This is a genomic window from Stutzerimonas zhaodongensis (genome assembly GCF_003696365.1).
GTDB lineage: Bacteria > Pseudomonadota > Gammaproteobacteria > Pseudomonadales > Pseudomonadaceae > Stutzerimonas > Stutzerimonas zhaodongensis.
Genome location: NZ_RFFM01000001.1, coordinates 1,414,350 through 1,431,087, shown reverse-complemented (window position 1 = coordinate 1,431,087; position 16,738 = coordinate 1,414,350). Strand labels below are relative to the sequence as shown.

Genomic DNA, 16,738 nt, shown 5'->3' with positions numbered 1-16,738 from the left:
ATTTCGAAACAGGCGCTCGCAAAGGTCGGGCACTGGGAATGACGTTGAGTCTGTGCTTGGGGATGTTTGCTGGCCAAGGCTGGGCATTCAGCCTTGACGATGTGGCGGCCAAAGCCGAGAAACTGGCAGGGCAGAGCTATTCGGCTCCGCAGAGCAATTTGCCGCCGGTTTTTCGCAACATGGCATTCGCCGACTACCAGCAGCTTCATTTCCGGGGCGACAAGGCAGTGTGGAAGGACCTGCCGACGCCGTTCGAGCTGCGGTTCTACCACCAGGGCATGCACTTCGACGTGCCGGTGAGGATCAACGAGATCACCGCCAACGGTGTTGAACAAATCAGATACGAACCGGAAATGTTCGATTTCGGCAAAGTGCAGATCGAGCCTTCGGCATTGGAAGATCTTGGTTTTGCCGGTTTCAAGGTGCTCTATCCACTGAACAAGGCGGATAAGGCGGACGAGCTGATGACGCTGCTGGGCGCCAGCTACTTCAGGGTGATCGGCAAGGACCAGGTCTATGGTCTGTCAGCGCGCGGCCTGGCGATCGATACGGCGTTACCGAGCGGCGAAGAATTCCCACGGTTCCGGGAGTTCTGGGTCGAGCGGCCCGAGGCTGACCGCCGTAATCTGGTGATCTATGCACTGCTCGACTCACCCCGTGCCACCGGTGCATACCGAATGGTGGTCACTCCAGGCAAGGACAGCACTGTCGATGTAAAGGCGCGCGTCTATCTGCGCGACCCGATAGAGAAGCTTGGCCTTGGCGCGCTTACCAGCATGTATCTGTTCGGCGCTAATCAGCCCAGCAATATGCTCAATTACCGTCCGCAGCTACACGATTCAGAGGGGCTGGCGATCCATGCCGGTGCGGATGAGTGGATCTGGCGACCGCTGAATAACCCCAAGCGATTGGCCATCAGCAGTTATAGCGTCGAGAACCCGCGTGGTTTCGGTCTGCTCCAGCGCACCCGTGATTTCGATCGCTACGAGGATCTTGACGACCGCTACGAATTGCGTCCCAGCGGCTGGGTCGAGCCGAAAGGTGACTGGGGCAAGGGGCGCGTGGAGTTGATCGAGATTCCCACCCCGGACGAAACCAATGACAACATCGTTGCGTTCTGGGTACCTGACGAGCGCCCGGAGCCTGGCGAGCCGCTGGACTTCGAGTACCGCCTCCACTTCACCATGGACGAGCCCGCGCTGCATGATGAAAAGATCGCCTGGGTCAGCCAGACGCGGCTCTCGACTGGCGATGTGAAGCAATCGAACCTGATCCGTCAGCCTGACGGCAGCACGGCGCTTATCGTCGACTTCGTTGGTCCCAATTTGGCCGAACTGCCAGCGGACGCACCGGTGAGTACTCGCGTCAGCGTTGACGACAACGCTGAGCTGGTCGAGAACAACCTGCGGTACAACCCGGTAACCAAAGGTTGGCGCTTGACCTTGCGCTTGAAAGTGCGCGATGCGAAACGCCCCGTGGAGCTGCGGGCAGCATTAGTGGAAGGCGAGAACACGCTTTCCGAAACCTGGAGCTATCAGATTCCGACCAATGAGTAATCCCGTGGAACCCTCGATTACTGGTCGCTACATCAGCCAGCTGCCGCTCGACGAACAGCAGCGCCAAGCCCTGAGCCACGAGGTGGAGCAGGGCGGCGGAGGCCTCGAAGACGTGCATCGGGCGTTGGGCCGCAGCGTATCTGGCAATGCTGATGCCGCGCCGAGCGGAGGTGATCTGCTTGGCTCGGTTGCTGCTCGTCTGAGGCTTGGCTGGGGTGAGACCCTGGAGCGGGCGAGGGCGTTGGGTCGCGATCATCAGAATCGCATTTGCATCAACTCTACGCCGCCCATCGTACGCACTCGTATGGTTCCGGAACCGTGGCACACCAACGTGCTTCGGTTGAGCTGGTGGCGATTGCTGCGCAAGAAGAACCGCACCGTCGAGTTGCCAGCGCCGATTGTCGACCGATCAGGCTGGCGCAAGGTGGCGGCCTTCCGCCGTACCACCTTGCTGTTACTGATGCTGGTGCAGACCGTCATTGCCACTTGGCACATGAAGTCAGTCTTGCCCTACCAGGGTTGGGCGCTTATCGATCTGCAGGAGGTATTCCAGCAGCCGCTGCAGGAGTCGGCTCGGCAGATTCTTCCTTACGTGGTACAGACCAGCATCCTGATGTTGTTCGCGCTGCTGTTCTGCTGGGTGTCCGTGGGTTTCTGGACTGCGCTCATGGGGTTCTTCCAGCTGCTCAAAGGACACGATCATTACAATATCTCGGCCAGCACCCTTGATGACGGGCCGATCCCACGTGAGGCGCGCACGGCCCTGGTAATGCCCATCGCCAACGAAGACGTTCCGCGCGTGTTTGCCGGTCTGCGGGCGACCTTCGAATCGCTCAAGGCCACCGGGCAGATGGAGCATTTCGACATCTTCGTGCTCAGCGACAGTAACGATCCCGATACCTGCGTCGCGGAGCAGAAGGCCTGGCTGGAGGTTTGTCGCGAAGTCGACGGATTCGGTCACATCTTCTATCGCCGCCGCCGTCGGCGAGTGAAGCGCAAGAGTGGCAACATCGACGACTTCTGCCGTCGTTGGGGTAGCAGCTACCGTTACATGGTCGTGCTCGATGCGGACAGCGTGATGAGCGGGGACTGCCTGACCAGTCTGGTAAGGCTGATGGAAGCGAACCCTGGAGCGGGCATCATCCAGACGGCGCCGAAGGCGTCCGGCATGGATACCCTTTATGCCCGCATGCAGCAGTTCGCAACCCGCGTCTACGGGCCATTGTTCACCGCCGGGCTCAATTTCTGGCAGCTGGGCGAATCGCATTACTGGGGCCATAACGCGATCATTCGGGTTCAGCCCTTCATCGAGCACTGCGCCCTGGCGCCGTTGCCGGGCAAAGGCTCTTTCGCGGGTGACATTCTCTCCCACGATTTCGTCGAAGCTGCCTTGATGCGCCGCGCCGGCTGGGGGGTGTGGATCGCCTATGATCTGCCGGGCAGCTACGAAGAGCTACCGCCGAACCTGCTGGACGAGCTCAAACGCGACCGGCGCTGGTGCCATGGCAACCTTATGAACTTCCGGCTTTTCCTGGTCAAGGGCATGCACACGGTGCATCGTTTCGTGTTCCTGACTGGCGTGATGTCCTACCTATCGGCGCCGCTGTGGTTCACCTTCCTGGCACTGTCGACAGGACTGCTGGCCATCCATACGCTGATGGTGCCGGAGTACTTCCTGCAGCCTAACCAGCTATACCCGCTTTGGCCCCAGTGGCATCCGCAGGAAGCGATTGCGCTGTTCTCCGCAACCTTGACGCTGCTGTTTCTGCCCAAGTTGCTCAGCGTATTGCTGATCTGTATTCAGGGTGCCCATGAGTACGGCGGCCGCCTGCGGCTGGTGCTCTCGATGTTGCTGGAAACCTTGTTCTCGATGTTGGCCGCCCCAGTGCGCATGCTGTTTCACTCGGTGTTCGTAACTGCTGCGTTTCTCGGCTGGTCGGTGCAGTGGAACTCACCACAGCGCGCCGACAATGCGACGCCATGGGGCGAGGCGCTGCGTCGGCACGGCCCGCAAATGTTGCTCGGCGCGCTGTGGACGGCACTGGTGGCCTGGCTCGATCCGTCGTTCCTCTGGTGGTTGGCACCGATCGTGGTCTCACTGATGCTGGCGGCGCCGGTGTCGGTGATCACCAGTCGCACGGGGCTCGGGCTCGCTGCGTTCCGGCGCAAGCTGTTCCTGATTCCGGAGGAGTTCAACCCACCCCAGGAGCTGTCTTCTACCGATCGCTATACGCGGGAAAATCAGGCCAATGCCTTGCACAACGGCTTCATCGCGGCGACGGTTGATCCGATCTACAACGCACTGGTGTGCGGCATGGCGCGGGCCCGTCATGCCAAGGTCGTCCATGGTGCTGAGGTGCTGCGCGAACAGCGCATGCAGCAAATCCTTGATGCCGGTCCAGACGGTGCTGCCGAAGCGGCGCGCTGGCGGCTGCTGAACGATCCGGATGGTATGGCGCGGTTGCATCTGCGGGTCTGGCAGGATCAGCGTTACCAGAACTGGCGCGACGCTTATCGCTACCCGGGTCTGGCCAGCACTCCGCAAGAAACTATCGCATCCCCGCAAAGCTGATCCCGTGATCGTCGCGACGTCCTGGGACAGGACGTCGCGACGGCGAGTCAATGATGATGGTCGGTTCCGTCCGCATGATGGTGAACGTCGGTGGAAGGCGCACCTTTCGATTGCTGTGGGTCAGCGCCAGTCGGTTGATCGCTGCTTACATGACTCTCGCCACCCCCATGCTGATGGCCATCGCTCGCTGCCACCAGCGCCTGATACTCCATCGGCGTGAGGGCCGGCAATTGCTCTAGAAGGGCAACCATTCCCCATATGTAAGAGTCAGCCATGCTCTTGCCCCAGGCGGGCATCGCCGTGGATCTGATCCCGTGTTTGATGGTCCAGAAGTCCTCAGCCGGTTCGTGCTTACGATTGGCGTCCGTCAGGGCAGGCGGCGGTGGGTTGAGGTTTTCGCTGAGCTCGGTCGAAACGACGCCTGGCGCCAGATGGCAGCCGGCGCACATGGCATCGTAGTTCCCGGCGCCTGAGCGAATCAGCTTGGTATCGTTCAGATCAGGCACTTCAATGTCCTTGGCGCGTACTGCAATGGAACGGTGGCGGGCAGTTTCCAGCAGTGCGTGGATGGCATTGGCATGAGGCGCATCTGCACCGACATTGATGACACCGGAATACACAATGCCCGCCCCAATGACGATCAGGGCAAGCACGGCCAGTAGAAGTGTCACCAGTATCTTGAGCATGGCCACAGCCTCAGAACCAGAATCGGATGCCCGCCACCAGGCGCGCTTCGCTCGTGTCTTCATCCTCGGACCGCAGCATGTCGGCGCTGTTGCCATAGGCGCGAGTCCAGCTCACACCCACATATGGCGCGAGTTGGCGGTTGATCTCGTAGCGTAGCCGCAGACCGATACTGGCGTCACTGAAACCTGCACCCACGCCGCGGCTGGCGTCATTGCGCCCATGCAGGTTGACCTCGGCTTTGGGCTGCAGCACCCAGCGCTGGGTCAGCAGCATGTCGTACTCGGCCTCAAGCCGCAGAGAGGTCTGGCCACCCTCGCCGATGAAGGCAGTGGCTTCGGTTTCGAGTCCGTACAAAGGCATCCCCTGGATGCCGAACGCCGCCCATGTTTGCGGCGACCCTGGCTTGAAGTCCTGGCGAACGCCGGCAACCGTCTCCCACCAGGGGCCGATGGCATGACTCCAGAGCAGCTGCAGCTCCGCCTCTTCCGTATGACCATTGGTTCGCTCGCCTTCGGAACGGAACGCCAGGCGGTCGATATCGCCGCCCCACCAGCCGTTGAGATTCCAGGCCAGAGTGCTCCCGTCGTTGGCGTCCTGCCACTCCAGTTCGTCGGCGACAAACATGAAATGGCTGCCGCCCTGATGCATGTCATGCGCCGGCAGATCGGGGAACGCTGCGGCACGATCGGCGGGGGTGATGGCCGGAATCGGTGTGCGTGAGTGCTGTTCCGCCGGAACTGCCACTCTGGACGGGTGCGGCATCTCATGCCGGGAGTGATCCATGGCGTCATGGTTCATCTGGCCATGAGCGGGCTGTTGGTGATGGCCATGATGTGGGCGATCGTGCGCCGTTCCGTCAGCCCCGGCCCGTGAAGGTGCATGACCCCGATGCTCTTGGCCGCCATGACCGCCATGGCTGGAATAACTGGAATCATGCGTGGCGTCCTGCGCCTGAGCATTGACGGCGATCAGGCACAGCGCGGTGATCAATGACAGCTTAATGGTCATGCGATGAACTCTTCTTATGATCCCGTACGTGACCCATCTGGCCATGGTCCATGTCTTCAACCCGGACTTCGCGAAACATCCCGAGGTCCATGTGCATCAGCATGTGGCAGTGGTAAGCCCAACGCCCCAGCGCATCGGCCGTCACGCGGTAGCTGCGCCTGGAGCCGGGAGGCATGTCGATGGTGTGCTTGCGCACCATGAATTCGCCCTGTTCGTCCTCGAGATCGCTCCACAGACCGTGCAGGTGAATGGGGTGGTGCATCATGGTGTCGTTGACCAGCACAAAACGCACGCGCTCGCCGTATTTGAGCCGAATCGGCTCGGCATTGGCGAACGGGATGCCGTCGAAGGACCAGGAAAAACGCTCCATATGACCCGTCAGGTGCAGCTCGATAGTACGTGTAGGTGAGCGGCCGTCCGGGTCTGGGAAGGCGCTGCGCAGGTCGGCGTAGGTGAGCACTCGGCGACCGTTATTGCGCAGGCCGATGCCGGGATCGTCCAGCTTGGGCACTGGCGTCATGGTCTGCATGTCCACCAGCGGGTTGCCTTGTTCACTGGCCGGGTGCGACTGCATAGAGGCTACGCCGGACGCGTGGTTTGCAGCCGAATGATCCATACCGGCCATGCCGTGATGATCCATCTGGCCATGATCGGCGTGTCGTCGATCACCGCTCTCATGGCCCATGTGGCCATGATTGGTAGGTTGCGCAGCCGGCTGCGATTGTTGGCCATGACCGCCATGGGAGCCGTGATCGCCATGGCCCATGTCGTCCATGCTCAGCTCAGGGCGTGGGTCAGGCTTGGGCACCGGAGCGCTCAGCCCATGCCGCAGCGCCAGGGTGCCGCGCGCATAGCCGCTGCGGTCCATGGCCTGAGCGAAGAGGGTGTAGGCGTCTTGGTTGCCATCCGGCGAGACGAGAACATCGACGGTTTCGGCTACGGCCAATCGCAGTTCGTCCACCTCGACCGGCACCACGTTCTGGCCATCCACGGCGACGACGGTGAGCTTCAGCCCCGGAATGCGAAAGTCGAAATAGGTCATCGCCGAGCCGTTGATCAGGCGCAGACGCACCCGCTCGCCCGGCTCGAACAGGCCCGTCCAGTTGCCGTCCGGCGCGTGGCCGTTGAGCAGGAAGGTGTAGGTTTCGCCGCTGACATCGGCGAGGTCGGTGGGCGTCATATTCATCTTCGCCCAGGCCCAGCGATTGCCAACAGTCTCGCGCCAGCCCTGCTCGGCGACATCGTTGATGAAGTCGCCGAGCGTGCGCCGCCCTCGGTTGTAGTAGTCGGATTGCTTTTTCAGTTTGTCGAGAACCCGCGCCGGGCTTTCATCCGTCCAGTCGGTGAGCATCACCACGTAGTCGCGCTCGTAGGTGAAGGGCTCGGGCTCCCGCGGGTCGATCACCAGCGGGCCATATACGCCGAGCTGTTCCTGAAATCCCGAATGGCTGTGATACCAGTAGGTGCCGCTCTGCTTCACCCGGAATCGGTACTCATACATGCCGTCCGGTGCGATCCCGGCAAAGCTGAACCCGGGCACACCATCCATGTTGGCGGGCAGCAGAAGGCCGTGCCAATGGATGGACGTGTCCTGGGGCAGCCGGTTATGTACGCGCAGGGTGACGGTATCGCCCTCCTTCCAGCGCAGCAAAGGGCCGGGGATGCTCCCGTTGATTGCCATCGCGGTGCGTTCGCGACCGGTGAAATTGACGCCGAGCGAGTCAATGGTCAGGTCGAATTCGGAACCGGACAAAACGCCCTGATCGCCCGACTGACCAGGGCGCGCAACTGCCCATACGGGCTGGCGCCAGACGCCCATTCCGGCAACGACGCCGCCCGCGGCCAGTGTTTTGATGAATGTTCGCCGGCAAGCTCTGGACTGCATGCTTATCCTGTTTATTCGCTGGTTCACGGGAGGTACTGGCCTGCGCTGCGGGTACGTTGCAGCTGCGGTACGGTTTGCCACTTCAGGCGGGAACAAGGTGCTCCCGCGCGACGTGTGACGGTCAGGCGCAACGGGACAAGGCTACTTCACTGCGTAATCAGCCATGACCACGTCCTTGCCATCCTGGGTGAGGCCGATGACCTGGTAAGGCTGCGCTGGCTGACCGTAGTCCATCCCTGGCGAGCCGGCTGGCATGCCAGGCACGGCGATACCCGTCAGGTCGTCGCGTTTCTGTAGCTCGTGAATCTGCGCCACCGGCACGTGGCCTTCGATGAACTTACCGTCGATCACGCCGGTGTGGCATGAGCCCAGCCGCGGGGCGACGCCCAGCTGCTGCTTGATGGCGGACATGTTGCTTTCAACGTGATCACGCACTTCGAAGCCATTCGTTTCCAGGTATTTGATCCAGTCCTTGCAGCAGCCGCAGTTGGCGTCGCGGTGCACGTCGATCACGTCGGCGGCGTGCGCGCTGCCGGCCATGAACAGGGCGGCAACCAGGGCGAGTCTTGCTTGGGTAGTAGCCATGTGAAGCACTCCGAGGTAGAAATTCTCAGCGGCATCCGCAGCTGCTGCCACAGCCTGTGGTTCGCGCTGCAGTGGGGGCAGTCTGGCTGGTCAGTTGTGCCGGATAGCCGGCACCGTCCAGTGCGGCGAGCAACGCTGCTTTGTCCGGGCTGCCGTCGACGCGGACCAGGCCGCTGCCGAGGTCGACATTCACAGCATCGACCCCAACGACAGCGCCAAGCGCCTGGGAGACGCGACGCACACAGGCCCCGCACGTCATGCCTTGAACCTGAAGATCAATGGAGTTCATGGAAATCCTCCTGGGGTGCCGGTTCATCCGGCTGGTTGGATCTTCAACCTTGCCCTAGTGGCAAGGTCAAGCCAGCGCAGCCTGCTGTTCTCTTGCTGACAAAATAGCCGGGTGCGGCTTTCGGCAAGCTGAGCGCAACATTACTTTTCTGTCAGCTTGTGGCCCGGCGACGGCTATCCCGGCACACTCAACGAGGATTGAAAGGATGAGCCAATGAAACTGCTGGTCGCCGAAGATGAGCCAAAAACCGGGATCTACTTGCAGCAAGGCCTTAGCGAGGCCGGGTTTACCGTAGACAGAGTCACGACCGGCACCGATGCGTTGCAGCACGTGCTGAGTGCGCCTTATGACCTGTTGATACTCGACGTCATGATGCCTGGGCTGGATGGTTGGGAGGTGCTGCGCCTGGTCCGGGCCGCGGGACAGGACGTGCCGGTGCTATTCCTGACTGCGCGCGACAGGGTGGAAGATCGGGTCAAGGGGCTGGAGCTCGGTGCCGATGATTATCTGGTCAAACCGTTCGCGTTTTCCGAGCTTTTGGCGCGCGTGCGTACGTTGCTGCGACGAGGGCACGCGGCTGCGTTGCAGACTCAGCTCAAGATTGCGGACCTGGAGGTCGACCTGCTCAAGCGGCGTGCCATTCGTGCGGGCCAGCGTATCGATCTGACTGCCAAGGAATTCGCATTGCTGGAGCTGCTGCTGCGTCGGCGCGGCGAGGTGCTGCCCAAATCGCTTATTGCCTCGCAGGTCTGGGACATGAATTTCGACAGTGATACCAATGTCATTGAGGTGGCGATACGGCGACTGCGGGCCAAGATCGATGATGGATTCGAGCCGAAGCTGATCCATACCGCGCGGGGCATGGGCTACATGCTCGACGAGCCGGACGCGCCATGAAGCGGTTATCGCTCACAGCGAGGCTCAGCCTCATGTTCATGCTGGCCGTCACCGGTGTGCTGGGTGCGGCAGGCCTGTTTTTCAGCTTGCTGAGCCAGCACCACTTCGATGAACTGGACCGGCACACGCTTGAGGAGAAACTTCAGGCCAGCCGACAGCTGCTGCAACAGGTCGACGATCTGCGGCAGTTCGATACGCTGCTGCCACAACTGCAGGCACTGCTAGGCGGCCACAGTGACCTGTCGGCGCAGATATTCGACGCTGGAGGACGGCTTCTATTCGCACAGGGAAGCGCGCACTCCGAACACGTGGCGGCGGACAGGCGCGACAGCGAAGACGGCGAGCATAAACACGCCGGGCATGTCTGGCGCAGCGTGACTGGCCTCGTCGAGGTGGCAGGGCAGCCATTGCAGGTCGTGCTGGCCCTCGACGTGACTGCACACAAGGCCTTCTTTCACGTCCTCATCGGCTGGTTATGGGGCGCGCTATTGCTGTGCGCGCTAGTCAGCGGCCTGCTGGGCTGGGTTTTGGTACGCAGTGGTTTGCGCCCGCTTCGGGAGGTGACACAGGTGGCGGCTTCGGTATCGGCCAAGTCCCTGACCGAACGCATTCCCACCGAGTCGACTCCCGCAGAGCTGGAGCAGCTGGTCGTGGCCTTCAACGCCATGCTGGCCCGCCTCGAAGAGGCATTCGTACGGCTTTCGAACTTCTCCGCAGACATTGCCCACGAGCTGCGAACGCCGCTCAGCAACCTGATGACCCACACCGAGGTTGTGCTGAGTCGGGATCGTAGCAATGGGGACTATCAGGAAAATCTCCATTCCAATCTGGAGGAGCTGCGTCGCATGGCGCGGATGATCGACGACATGCTGTTTCTGGCCAAGGCCGACAACGGGCTGATCATCCCCGAGGTGCAATCCATCGAACTGCGGGAGTTGTGCGAGAAGCTGCTGGAGTTTTACCAGATGACCGCAGACGACCGCGGCATCCGCTTCGAGCTCTCCGGGTCTGCAAGGATCTTGGGTGACTCGGCGATGCTCCGGCGGGCATTGTCGAATCTTCTATCGAACGCATTGCGCTACACACCCGATGGCGGGGTCATTCGTGTGGACATCGTAGCAGGGGCAAATAGCGTCACGCTTACGGTCGGTAACCCCGGCGTCACCATCCCGCAGACACATCTGCCACGTCTGTTCGACCGGTTTTACCGCGTCGACCCTGCGCGCCGGGAGGGCAGCCCGAGTAACGCAGGTCTTGGGCTGGCGATTACCCGCTCGATCATCGAGGCCCACCGCGGAGAGATCCGCTGCGACAGCAACGACGGTTGGACCTCGTTCGAGATTCAGCTCAATCCTATCGTTTGATCTCCAGGATCAAAGCTGAGGTCGGGCGCGTTATTCCGAGCGATCCTTCCAGCCGATACCCAGCACTGGTCAATCGGGTACGGACGTGTTTGCATCGGGCTTCCGCTTTGCTCGCCACGTGCCGGCTATCACGCCAGGCAGAAACCGCAGCGGAGGAGGTGCCATGAACATCGAACGATGCGAAGACCTGATCGACTGGACCCGCAAGGCCCATGCGTTGTTAGCCGACTGCATGGCTGAAGGCGCCAAGGACAGAAGCGACTCCCTGGCCAGGATGCTGCTGGACTATCTGACGCAGCATGAACGGGAGCTGGAGGCAACCATTGTGCGAGTCAAGGAGCATGCCGAACCAAGCGCCTTGCAGGCTCCGCTGCATGATGCGCTGCAGGGCGATGTGCTGGCGCTTGATATCGATAGCGAAACCTTCGCAAAAATAAGTGTCGACGAAGTTTCGCAGCAGGTATTTGCTCTGCATAACCGAATCATCGACCTATATCGCTCTCTGGAAAAACGCCGCGAATTGCACAAGGCGAGCGGATTGCTCGGAGAAGTGCTGCAGCTTGAAGAGCGCGAAACCATGCGACTGGCGCATCAGGTCAATCGCATGCACGAAATGTGAATGTCAGAGCGGCCTGTCGTGTTCAGACGACGTAGCGCAATATCGTCACGAAGTGCAGCAGGCTGCCGGCAATCACGAACAGGTGCCAGATACCGTGCCAGTGACGGAAACGCTGGTCGTAAGCGAAGAAGATGATGCCTACCGTATAGAAGACGCCGCCGGTGACCAGCCAGATGAAGCCGGCCGTACCCAGCGCCTCGAGCAGCGGCTTGACCGCCACCAGCACGATCCAGCCCATCACCGCGTAGATGACGATCGACAGCACACGTGCTTCGGAGCGTGGCTTTATCTCCTGCAGCATACCGATCGCGGCCAGTGACCAGACGATGCCGAACAGCCACCAGCCCCAGCTGCCGCGAAGCGTGACAAGGCAGAAAGGAGTGTAGCTACCGGCGATCAACAGGTAGATCGACAGGTGATCGAGCTTCTGCATGATGCTCTTCGCCCGGCCCCGCACGCTGTGATAGAGGGTCGAGGTGCTGTAGAGCAGCACCAGCGTGAAGCCGTAGATGGCCATGCTGACGATCTTGGTCAGGTCGCCATCCATGGCGGCGAGGATCAACAGCCATACCGTACCGATTACAGCCAGCACCCCGCCGGCAAGGTGCGTCCAGGCGTTGAACTTTTCTCCGTGGTACATCCGTCTCGGTCTCGATTCAGTTGCCGATCAATTCCCCATCAGCACGCCGAATACTTTTTTCGCGATGCTGGTCGCTGCCTGCGCCGGGTTCTGGCGAATACCGGCTTCCTGCTCGGCGATCACAGTGAACAAGCCGTTGAGCGCTTGTTCGGTCACGTACCCTTCGACGGAGCCGTAGCGGGCGTCGACGGCGCCGAGCCCTGATGCCTTGCTTGCCAGCGCGTTGTATTGCTGTGCTACGCCCACTTGGTCCGTGGCCTGCTTGATGATGGGCAGGAATTTCGCCCGGATCTGCTCTCGGCTGGTCTTGTTCAGGTACTGGGTTGCAGAGTCATTGCCGCCCGCCAGGATCGACTTGGCGTCATTCACAGTCATTTTTTTCACTGCGTCGAGCAACAGAGCCTGCGCCTGCGGTACCGCCGCTTCGGCGGCTTTGTTCATGCCGTTTTCAAGCTCCTCGACCTGCGCGCCCATGCCCATCATCTTCAGCATGCGTGATGCTTTCCCGATGTTGCCCGGCAACTCGATGCGCACATCCGGATCGTTACTGAACCCGCCTGGCTTGCCGAGTTGTTGTACGGCGACCTTGGTGCCTTGGCTGAGGGCATCCTTGAGTGCCTTGTTGGCATCGCCCTGGCTGAGATCGGACAGCGACAAGGCGAAAGCGCTGGCGGACAGAACGAGGCTGACGACGAGCGTGGTGATGCGAAGCATGGGGATACCTTCGTGCGTGGGGTGGTGGATCGTATACCGGAGCAGAGCTGGCGATGCTAACGGATTATCCCTCGGAAGACAGCGATGCTCTTTGCGGGTTACCGTTTCCGACTTAGTTGTAAATGAATGGGTATTTCCATGATCCGACCCTATGGCCATCAGGACGTTGAGCGAATCCTGGCCATCTGGCTGAACGCGTCGACCCTGGCTCATGATTTCATCGATGCCAGCTTCTGGGAGTCGAAGCTGGACGATATGCGTGACGTCTACTTGCCGGTGGCTGAGACCTGGGTATGCGAGCGGGACGGGCAGCTTATTGGCTTCATTTCACTGGTAGAAGATGTTTTAGCGGCCATCTTCGTTTCACCTGAGCGGCAGGGCAAAGGCATCGGCTCGTCGCTGCTCGAACAGGCAAAGCGCCTCAGGCAGCAGCTACAACTCACCGTGTACAGCGCCAATCACGCCAGCGTTACCTTCTATCGACGTCACGGTTTCGAAGCCACAGCCCATTCGATCGACGAACACACCGGCCATCCCGAACTGGTAATGGCCTGGCATGGTGAGAAGCAGGTTCAGGCGGTTTCGATGGAAGCCGGGACATCGTCATGATGCGGCTCCAGTGCGACCTGGCGAATCGACAGGCGGATCTCGGCGGGTAGCACGCGCTTGGCCACGCCTTCGGCCAGCTCGCCGAGCTTGTCGTGATAGCCCAGTTTGCCGTGCTCATCCTTACGCAGCACGTCTTGGTCTTGCAGACTCTTGATGAAGTGGCGGAACAGGCTTTTGTCGAAGAATTCCGGCGCGTTGAGTCCATGCAGGATCGACAGTCGCTGGGCCATGACTGTACAGAGATTTTCCAGCTCCTCGGCATCGAGTGTGTGCTGGCCGCTGTTAAGCAGCAGCGAGATCGCCATGTAGAAGCGTTGCAGCGTCTGCACGATCACTCGCGAGAGCAGCGTGAGCAGAACGAACTGGCGTGAGCTAGGCGCCGGTCTGACATAGGTTTCGCCGTCGAGCTTGAGCAGGCCCTGGTCGACGAACGCGGCAAGCCACTGGTCGATCACTGCTTCAAGCTCTTCCGGCTCCCAGCGAATGAACAGCTCTGCACGCAGGTAGGGATACAACGCCTCGGTGAACCTCAGGATCTGTTCCCGGCTGATGCGCGAACTGCTCTGGAAGAAGCTTGCCAGCAATGCTGGTAGCGCAAATATGTGCATCACGTTGTTGCGGTAGTAGGTCATCAGGACGGCATTCTGTTCGTCCAGATAGAGGATGTTGCCCAAAGCGTCTTTCTGCTCGGCAAGCAGGCCGAGGTCCTTCACGTAACGGATCAGCGTTGCACCGTCGCCTTCAGGCAGGGTGACATGGGGTGAATAGGGCACCGCACGCAACAGGCTCTGATAAAGATCGAGCACGCGCGCGAGCGAACGGCTGTCCAGAGCCTGGCGGCTGGTGGACAGCATGGCCAACGCCACCAGATTGACCGGGTTGACCGCTGCCGCTTCGTTGAGGCGCTGTGCGATGCGCTCGGAGAGGCGGTTGGTGGCCTCGTTGAGCCAGTCCGGGCGGAACTCCGGAGCCAGGTTCTGTTGCCGCCAGCCGGGCTGTTGCTGTTCGAGGAATTCATTGAGCTTCAGCGGCTCGCCAAAATTCACCCACACCTGGCCGAAGCGCTGCCTGAGTGCGCCGATGACCTTGAAAAGATCGAAGATCGATTCCTTCTTTTTCGCAGCGCCACGCAGCTCGCCGAGGTAGGTGCGGCCCTCCAGCACCCGCTCATACCCGATGTACACCGGGACGAAGAGTATCGGCAGGCGCGAAGAGCGGAGATAGCTGCGCAGCGTGATAGCGAGCAGACCGGTCTTCGGTTGCAGCATGCGGCCGGTACGCGAGCGGCCGCCCTCCACGAAGTACTCCACCGGGAAGCCGCGGCTGAACAGGGTATGCAGGTATTCGTTGAACACCGAGGTATAGAGCGGGTTGCCCTTGAACGAACGGCGCATGAAGAAGGCGCCGCCGCGGCGCAGCAGGCTGCCGATCACCGGCATGTTGAGGTTGATCCCGGCCGCGATGTGCGGCGGCGTCAGTCCGTTGCGGAATAGCAGATAAGACAGCAGCAGATAGTCGATGTGACTGCGATGGCAGGGCACGTAGATGACTTCGTAGCCCTGGACCGCCTCCTGCAAAGGCTCAAGGTGGTTGACGCGGATGCCGTCGTAAATCTTGTTCCAGAACCAGGAGAGCACCACTTCGAGGAAGCGGACGGCGGTATAGGCGTAGTCGGAGGCGACTTCATTGCCGTAGCGCAGGGCACGGGCTTCAGCCTTTTCCAGCGAGATGCTCTCGCGTTCCGCCTCGTCCTTGATCGCCTGGCGCACCTGTGGCGCATGGACCAGCCCTTTGACCAGATTGCGACGGTGGGACACGTCCGGGCCGATCACTGCGGTCTTCTGATTACGGAAATGCACCCGCAGCATGCGGTGGGCCATGCGCAGCGTGCGCTCGTGTCCCTTGTTCTGTGCCACCAGTTCGTTGAGTTGAATCGGCGCGGAGAACTGCACGCGGGTTTTACGACCGAGCATGATGATGCTCAGAAGCTTGCGCAGACGACCGGTTACAGCCCAGCTGTCAGCGAACAGAAGCTTCCATGCACTGGTTTCGCGATCAGGCGAGCGGCCCCAGAACACGCTCACTGGAATGATCTGGGCATTGTCCACCGCATTCTGTTCCAGCGCCCCGACCAATCGTACCAGTGGCTCAGGCGTAACAGCCCTTGTGCGGGTTCCGAACCAGCTTGCTGCAGGGTTTAGAAAGATGAAAGCCGAGGGTTCGATGTGATCGCCCACCGCCACATCGGCAACGGGCCGCGGTAAACCCGCCTTGCTGCATTCGTGATCGAGCACCGCAAGGTCGCTCAGCGATGCGCGCGGCAGTACGTAAAACACCGGTTTGCTGCGATCCAGCTTGAGGGTGAAGGCGGACTGGTTGATGGTTTCTGAGCGCACCCAGACATACAGCACGCGGCGCACGATGGAGAAGATCAGACGGCGGATCGGAGAACGGGTCATCGGTAGATTCGGCTAGATAAGCGGGCAGCGCCCTCGAAGGCGGCAAGTGTGCCGTATGCGGAGGTGGCGGGCAAAAGTCTGAACGGATTGCGCGTCTGGCTTTACCCGCTTTGGCTCTGGATATAAACGCACGAACCGGCGAGGTATCTACTTCATGTTCTTCCACGCATACATCGACGAGAGCACCACCAGGCTCACTGCTGCGCCGAAGTACAAGGTTTCCAGTGCTGCGCCCATCTCGACGGCGTGCTCAAGAAACAAAATGACCATGATGACCACAGAAACCTGGATCAGCGTTTTCTTCAGGTCGTGAAATGTTCTGATGTCCATTGCACCTAGGAAACTGGGTTTATCCAAGGTCGATGGTGCGATAAAAAGCCGGTATAGGCTTACGGCGATGATCTGGAAAGTGATGGCTATCAACAGAAGATCCAGGAGCTTCAAAAGCTTGACGGCGAGACTTTTACTACCGGTTACGGTGTTGGGTGTTTCCTCGAAAAGACTCAGCAGGATATGAACCATGGTGTTGAGGCTGACGCCGTAGAGCAGAACGGCGGAGGCGGCAGTTGTCGCAACTGCGACCAGAACCAGCAAACGGCTGCTGTGGATGATTCGTTCGATCATGCTGTTCACCGGACAAAGGAAGCTCCCAAGGGTTGCGGCGCGCTTGCAAGGTCTGCGATTGCCAGTTATCCCGGCTGATCCTTTCGTAGCGTTTTCGACAAATTGGCCCTTCTGCAGGTCGCCCGTTCCGGCGTCTCACAGCGGGAAGCCGCTTCGTCTGAGGCTAGTTTAGGCTCAGGAATGTCCGCGACTTATCAGGGTGTTGTTTCAACCGGTTGCAATGCTGCAGT

At 60.5% G+C, this 16,738-nt stretch carries 15 protein-coding genes; 6 read left to right on the top strand and 9 right to left on the bottom strand.

What is annotated here, in order from left to right:
- Nucleotides 1-38: 38 nt before the first annotated feature.
- Both EA797_RS06580 and mdoH read left to right on the top strand, forming a co-directional pair.
- Complete coding sequence (locus EA797_RS06580) at nt 39-1,556, top strand: glucan biosynthesis protein G (RefSeq protein ID WP_122164717.1); 1,518 nt, start codon at nt 39-41, stop codon at nt 1,554-1,556.
- Complete coding sequence (gene mdoH, locus EA797_RS06575; protein ID WP_122164321.1) at nt 1,549-4,128, top strand: glucans biosynthesis glucosyltransferase MdoH; 2,580 nt, start codon at nt 1,549-1,551, stop codon at nt 4,126-4,128. The genes EA797_RS06580 and mdoH overlap by 8 nt, the downstream gene beginning before the upstream one ends.
- A 47-nt stretch (nt 4,129-4,175) precedes the next feature.
- Here mdoH and EA797_RS06570 read toward each other — a convergent pair whose 3' ends face one another.
- The 5 genes from EA797_RS06570 to EA797_RS06550 form a co-directional block, all read right to left on the bottom strand.
- Complete coding sequence (locus EA797_RS06570; RefSeq protein ID WP_122164320.1) at nt 4,176-4,814, bottom strand: c-type cytochrome; 639 nt, start codon at nt 4,812-4,814, stop codon at nt 4,176-4,178.
- Between the two features lie 10 nt (nt 4,815-4,824).
- Entirely contained in the window at nt 4,825-5,823 is a 999-nt protein-coding gene (locus tag EA797_RS06565) for a copper resistance protein B (protein WP_167468770.1), read from the bottom strand.
- Nucleotides 5,813-7,708 carry a copper resistance system multicopper oxidase gene (locus tag EA797_RS06560; protein WP_122164319.1) on the bottom strand — a complete coding sequence of 632 codons (1,896 nt, stop codon included), beginning with the start codon at nt 7,706-7,708 and terminating at the stop codon, nt 5,813-5,815. Before EA797_RS06560 ends, EA797_RS06565 begins: the two co-directional genes overlap by 11 nt.
- A 141-nt stretch (nt 7,709-7,849) precedes the next feature.
- A complete protein-coding gene (locus tag EA797_RS06555) occupies nt 7,850-8,293 on the bottom strand; it encodes a DUF411 domain-containing protein (RefSeq protein ID WP_122164318.1) in 444 nt (147 codons plus the stop codon).
- 25 nt (nt 8,294-8,318) lie between these two features.
- Entirely contained in the window at nt 8,319-8,582 is a 264-nt protein-coding gene (locus EA797_RS06550) for a heavy-metal-associated domain-containing protein (protein WP_122164317.1), read from the bottom strand.
- Between the two features lie 213 nt (nt 8,583-8,795).
- On the opposite strand from EA797_RS06550, the gene EA797_RS06545 reads away from it, so the two are divergent.
- The 3 genes from EA797_RS06545 to EA797_RS06535 all read left to right on the top strand — a co-directional run bounded on the left by EA797_RS06545 (nt 8,796) and on the right by EA797_RS06535 (nt 11,462).
- Entirely contained in the window at nt 8,796-9,479 is a 684-nt protein-coding gene (locus EA797_RS06545) for a heavy metal response regulator transcription factor (RefSeq protein ID WP_122164316.1), read from the top strand.
- Nucleotides 9,476-10,843, top strand: coding sequence for a heavy metal sensor histidine kinase (locus EA797_RS06540; protein WP_122164315.1), 1,368 nt, complete (start codon nt 9,476-9,478; stop codon nt 10,841-10,843). The genes EA797_RS06545 and EA797_RS06540 overlap by 4 nt, the downstream gene beginning before the upstream one ends.
- A 163-nt stretch (nt 10,844-11,006) precedes the next feature.
- The gene (locus tag EA797_RS06535) at nt 11,007-11,462 is read left to right on the top strand and encodes a hypothetical protein (RefSeq protein WP_122164314.1); all 456 of its coding nucleotides are present in this window, start codon (nt 11,007-11,009) and stop codon (nt 11,460-11,462) included.
- Between the two features lie 22 nt (nt 11,463-11,484).
- Here the strand turns inward: EA797_RS06535 and trhA are convergent, their stop codons facing one another.
- Complete coding sequence (gene trhA, locus EA797_RS06530) at nt 11,485-12,102, bottom strand: PAQR family membrane homeostasis protein TrhA (RefSeq protein WP_122164313.1); 618 nt, start codon at nt 12,100-12,102, stop codon at nt 11,485-11,487.
- A 27-nt stretch (nt 12,103-12,129) separates the two neighbouring features.
- Nucleotides 12,130-12,816, bottom strand: a complete 687-nt coding sequence (locus EA797_RS06525) for a DUF4197 domain-containing protein (RefSeq protein ID WP_122164312.1) — start codon at nt 12,814-12,816, stop codon at nt 12,130-12,132.
- A 138-nt stretch (nt 12,817-12,954) separates the two neighbouring features.
- Between EA797_RS06525 and EA797_RS06520 the strand changes: the two genes are divergently transcribed.
- Nucleotides 12,955-13,425 (top strand): N-acetyltransferase, encoded by a 471-nt coding sequence (locus tag EA797_RS06520; RefSeq protein ID WP_122164311.1) that lies wholly within the window; start codon nt 12,955-12,957, stop codon nt 13,423-13,425.
- On the opposite strand, the gene plsB is transcribed toward EA797_RS06520, so the two are convergent.
- Both plsB and EA797_RS06510 read right to left on the bottom strand, forming a co-directional pair.
- Complete coding sequence (plsB, locus tag EA797_RS06515) at nt 13,389-15,884, bottom strand: glycerol-3-phosphate 1-O-acyltransferase PlsB (RefSeq protein WP_122164310.1); 2,496 nt, start codon at nt 15,882-15,884, stop codon at nt 13,389-13,391. The two genes, EA797_RS06520 and plsB, sit on opposite strands and share 37 nt — an antisense overlap.
- A 147-nt stretch (nt 15,885-16,031) precedes the next feature.
- Nucleotides 16,032-16,508 (bottom strand): YqhA family protein, encoded by a 477-nt coding sequence (locus EA797_RS06510; RefSeq protein WP_122164309.1) that lies wholly within the window; start codon nt 16,506-16,508, stop codon nt 16,032-16,034.
- Nucleotides 16,509-16,738 lie beyond the last annotated feature (230 nt).

Coding starts and splice junctions, on each gene's coding strand:
- EA797_RS06580 (WP_122164717.1), top strand. CDS start 39: ATGACGTTGAGTCTGTGCTTGGGGATGTTTGCTGGCCAAGGCTGGGCA.
- mdoH (WP_122164321.1), top strand. CDS start 1,549: ATGAGTAATCCCGTGGAACCCTCGATTACTGGTCGCTACATCAGCCAG.
- EA797_RS06570 (WP_122164320.1), bottom strand. CDS start 4,814: ATGCTCAAGATACTGGTGACACTTCTACTGGCCGTGCTTGCCCTGATC.
- EA797_RS06565 (WP_167468770.1), bottom strand. CDS start 5,823: ATGACCATTAAGCTGTCATTGATCACCGCGCTGTGCCTGATCGCCGTC.
- EA797_RS06560 (WP_122164319.1), bottom strand. CDS start 7,708: ATGCAGTCCAGAGCTTGCCGGCGAACATTCATCAAAACACTGGCCGCG.
- EA797_RS06555 (WP_122164318.1), bottom strand. CDS start 8,293: ATGGCTACTACCCAAGCAAGACTCGCCCTGGTTGCCGCCCTGTTCATG.
- EA797_RS06550 (WP_122164317.1), bottom strand. CDS start 8,582: ATGAACTCCATTGATCTTCAGGTTCAAGGCATGACGTGCGGGGCCTGT.
- EA797_RS06545 (WP_122164316.1), top strand. CDS start 8,796: ATGAAACTGCTGGTCGCCGAAGATGAGCCAAAAACCGGGATCTACTTG.
- EA797_RS06540 (WP_122164315.1), top strand. CDS start 9,476: ATGAAGCGGTTATCGCTCACAGCGAGGCTCAGCCTCATGTTCATGCTG.
- EA797_RS06535 (WP_122164314.1), top strand. CDS start 11,007: ATGAACATCGAACGATGCGAAGACCTGATCGACTGGACCCGCAAGGCC.
- trhA (WP_122164313.1), bottom strand. CDS start 12,102: ATGTACCACGGAGAAAAGTTCAACGCCTGGACGCACCTTGCCGGCGGG.
- EA797_RS06525 (WP_122164312.1), bottom strand. CDS start 12,816: ATGCTTCGCATCACCACGCTCGTCGTCAGCCTCGTTCTGTCCGCCAGC.
- EA797_RS06520 (WP_122164311.1), top strand. CDS start 12,955: ATGATCCGACCCTATGGCCATCAGGACGTTGAGCGAATCCTGGCCATC.
- plsB (WP_122164310.1), bottom strand. CDS start 15,884: ATGACCCGTTCTCCGATCCGCCGTCTGATCTTCTCCATCGTGCGCCGC.
- EA797_RS06510 (WP_122164309.1), bottom strand. CDS start 16,508: ATGATCGAACGAATCATCCACAGCAGCCGTTTGCTGGTTCTGGTCGCA.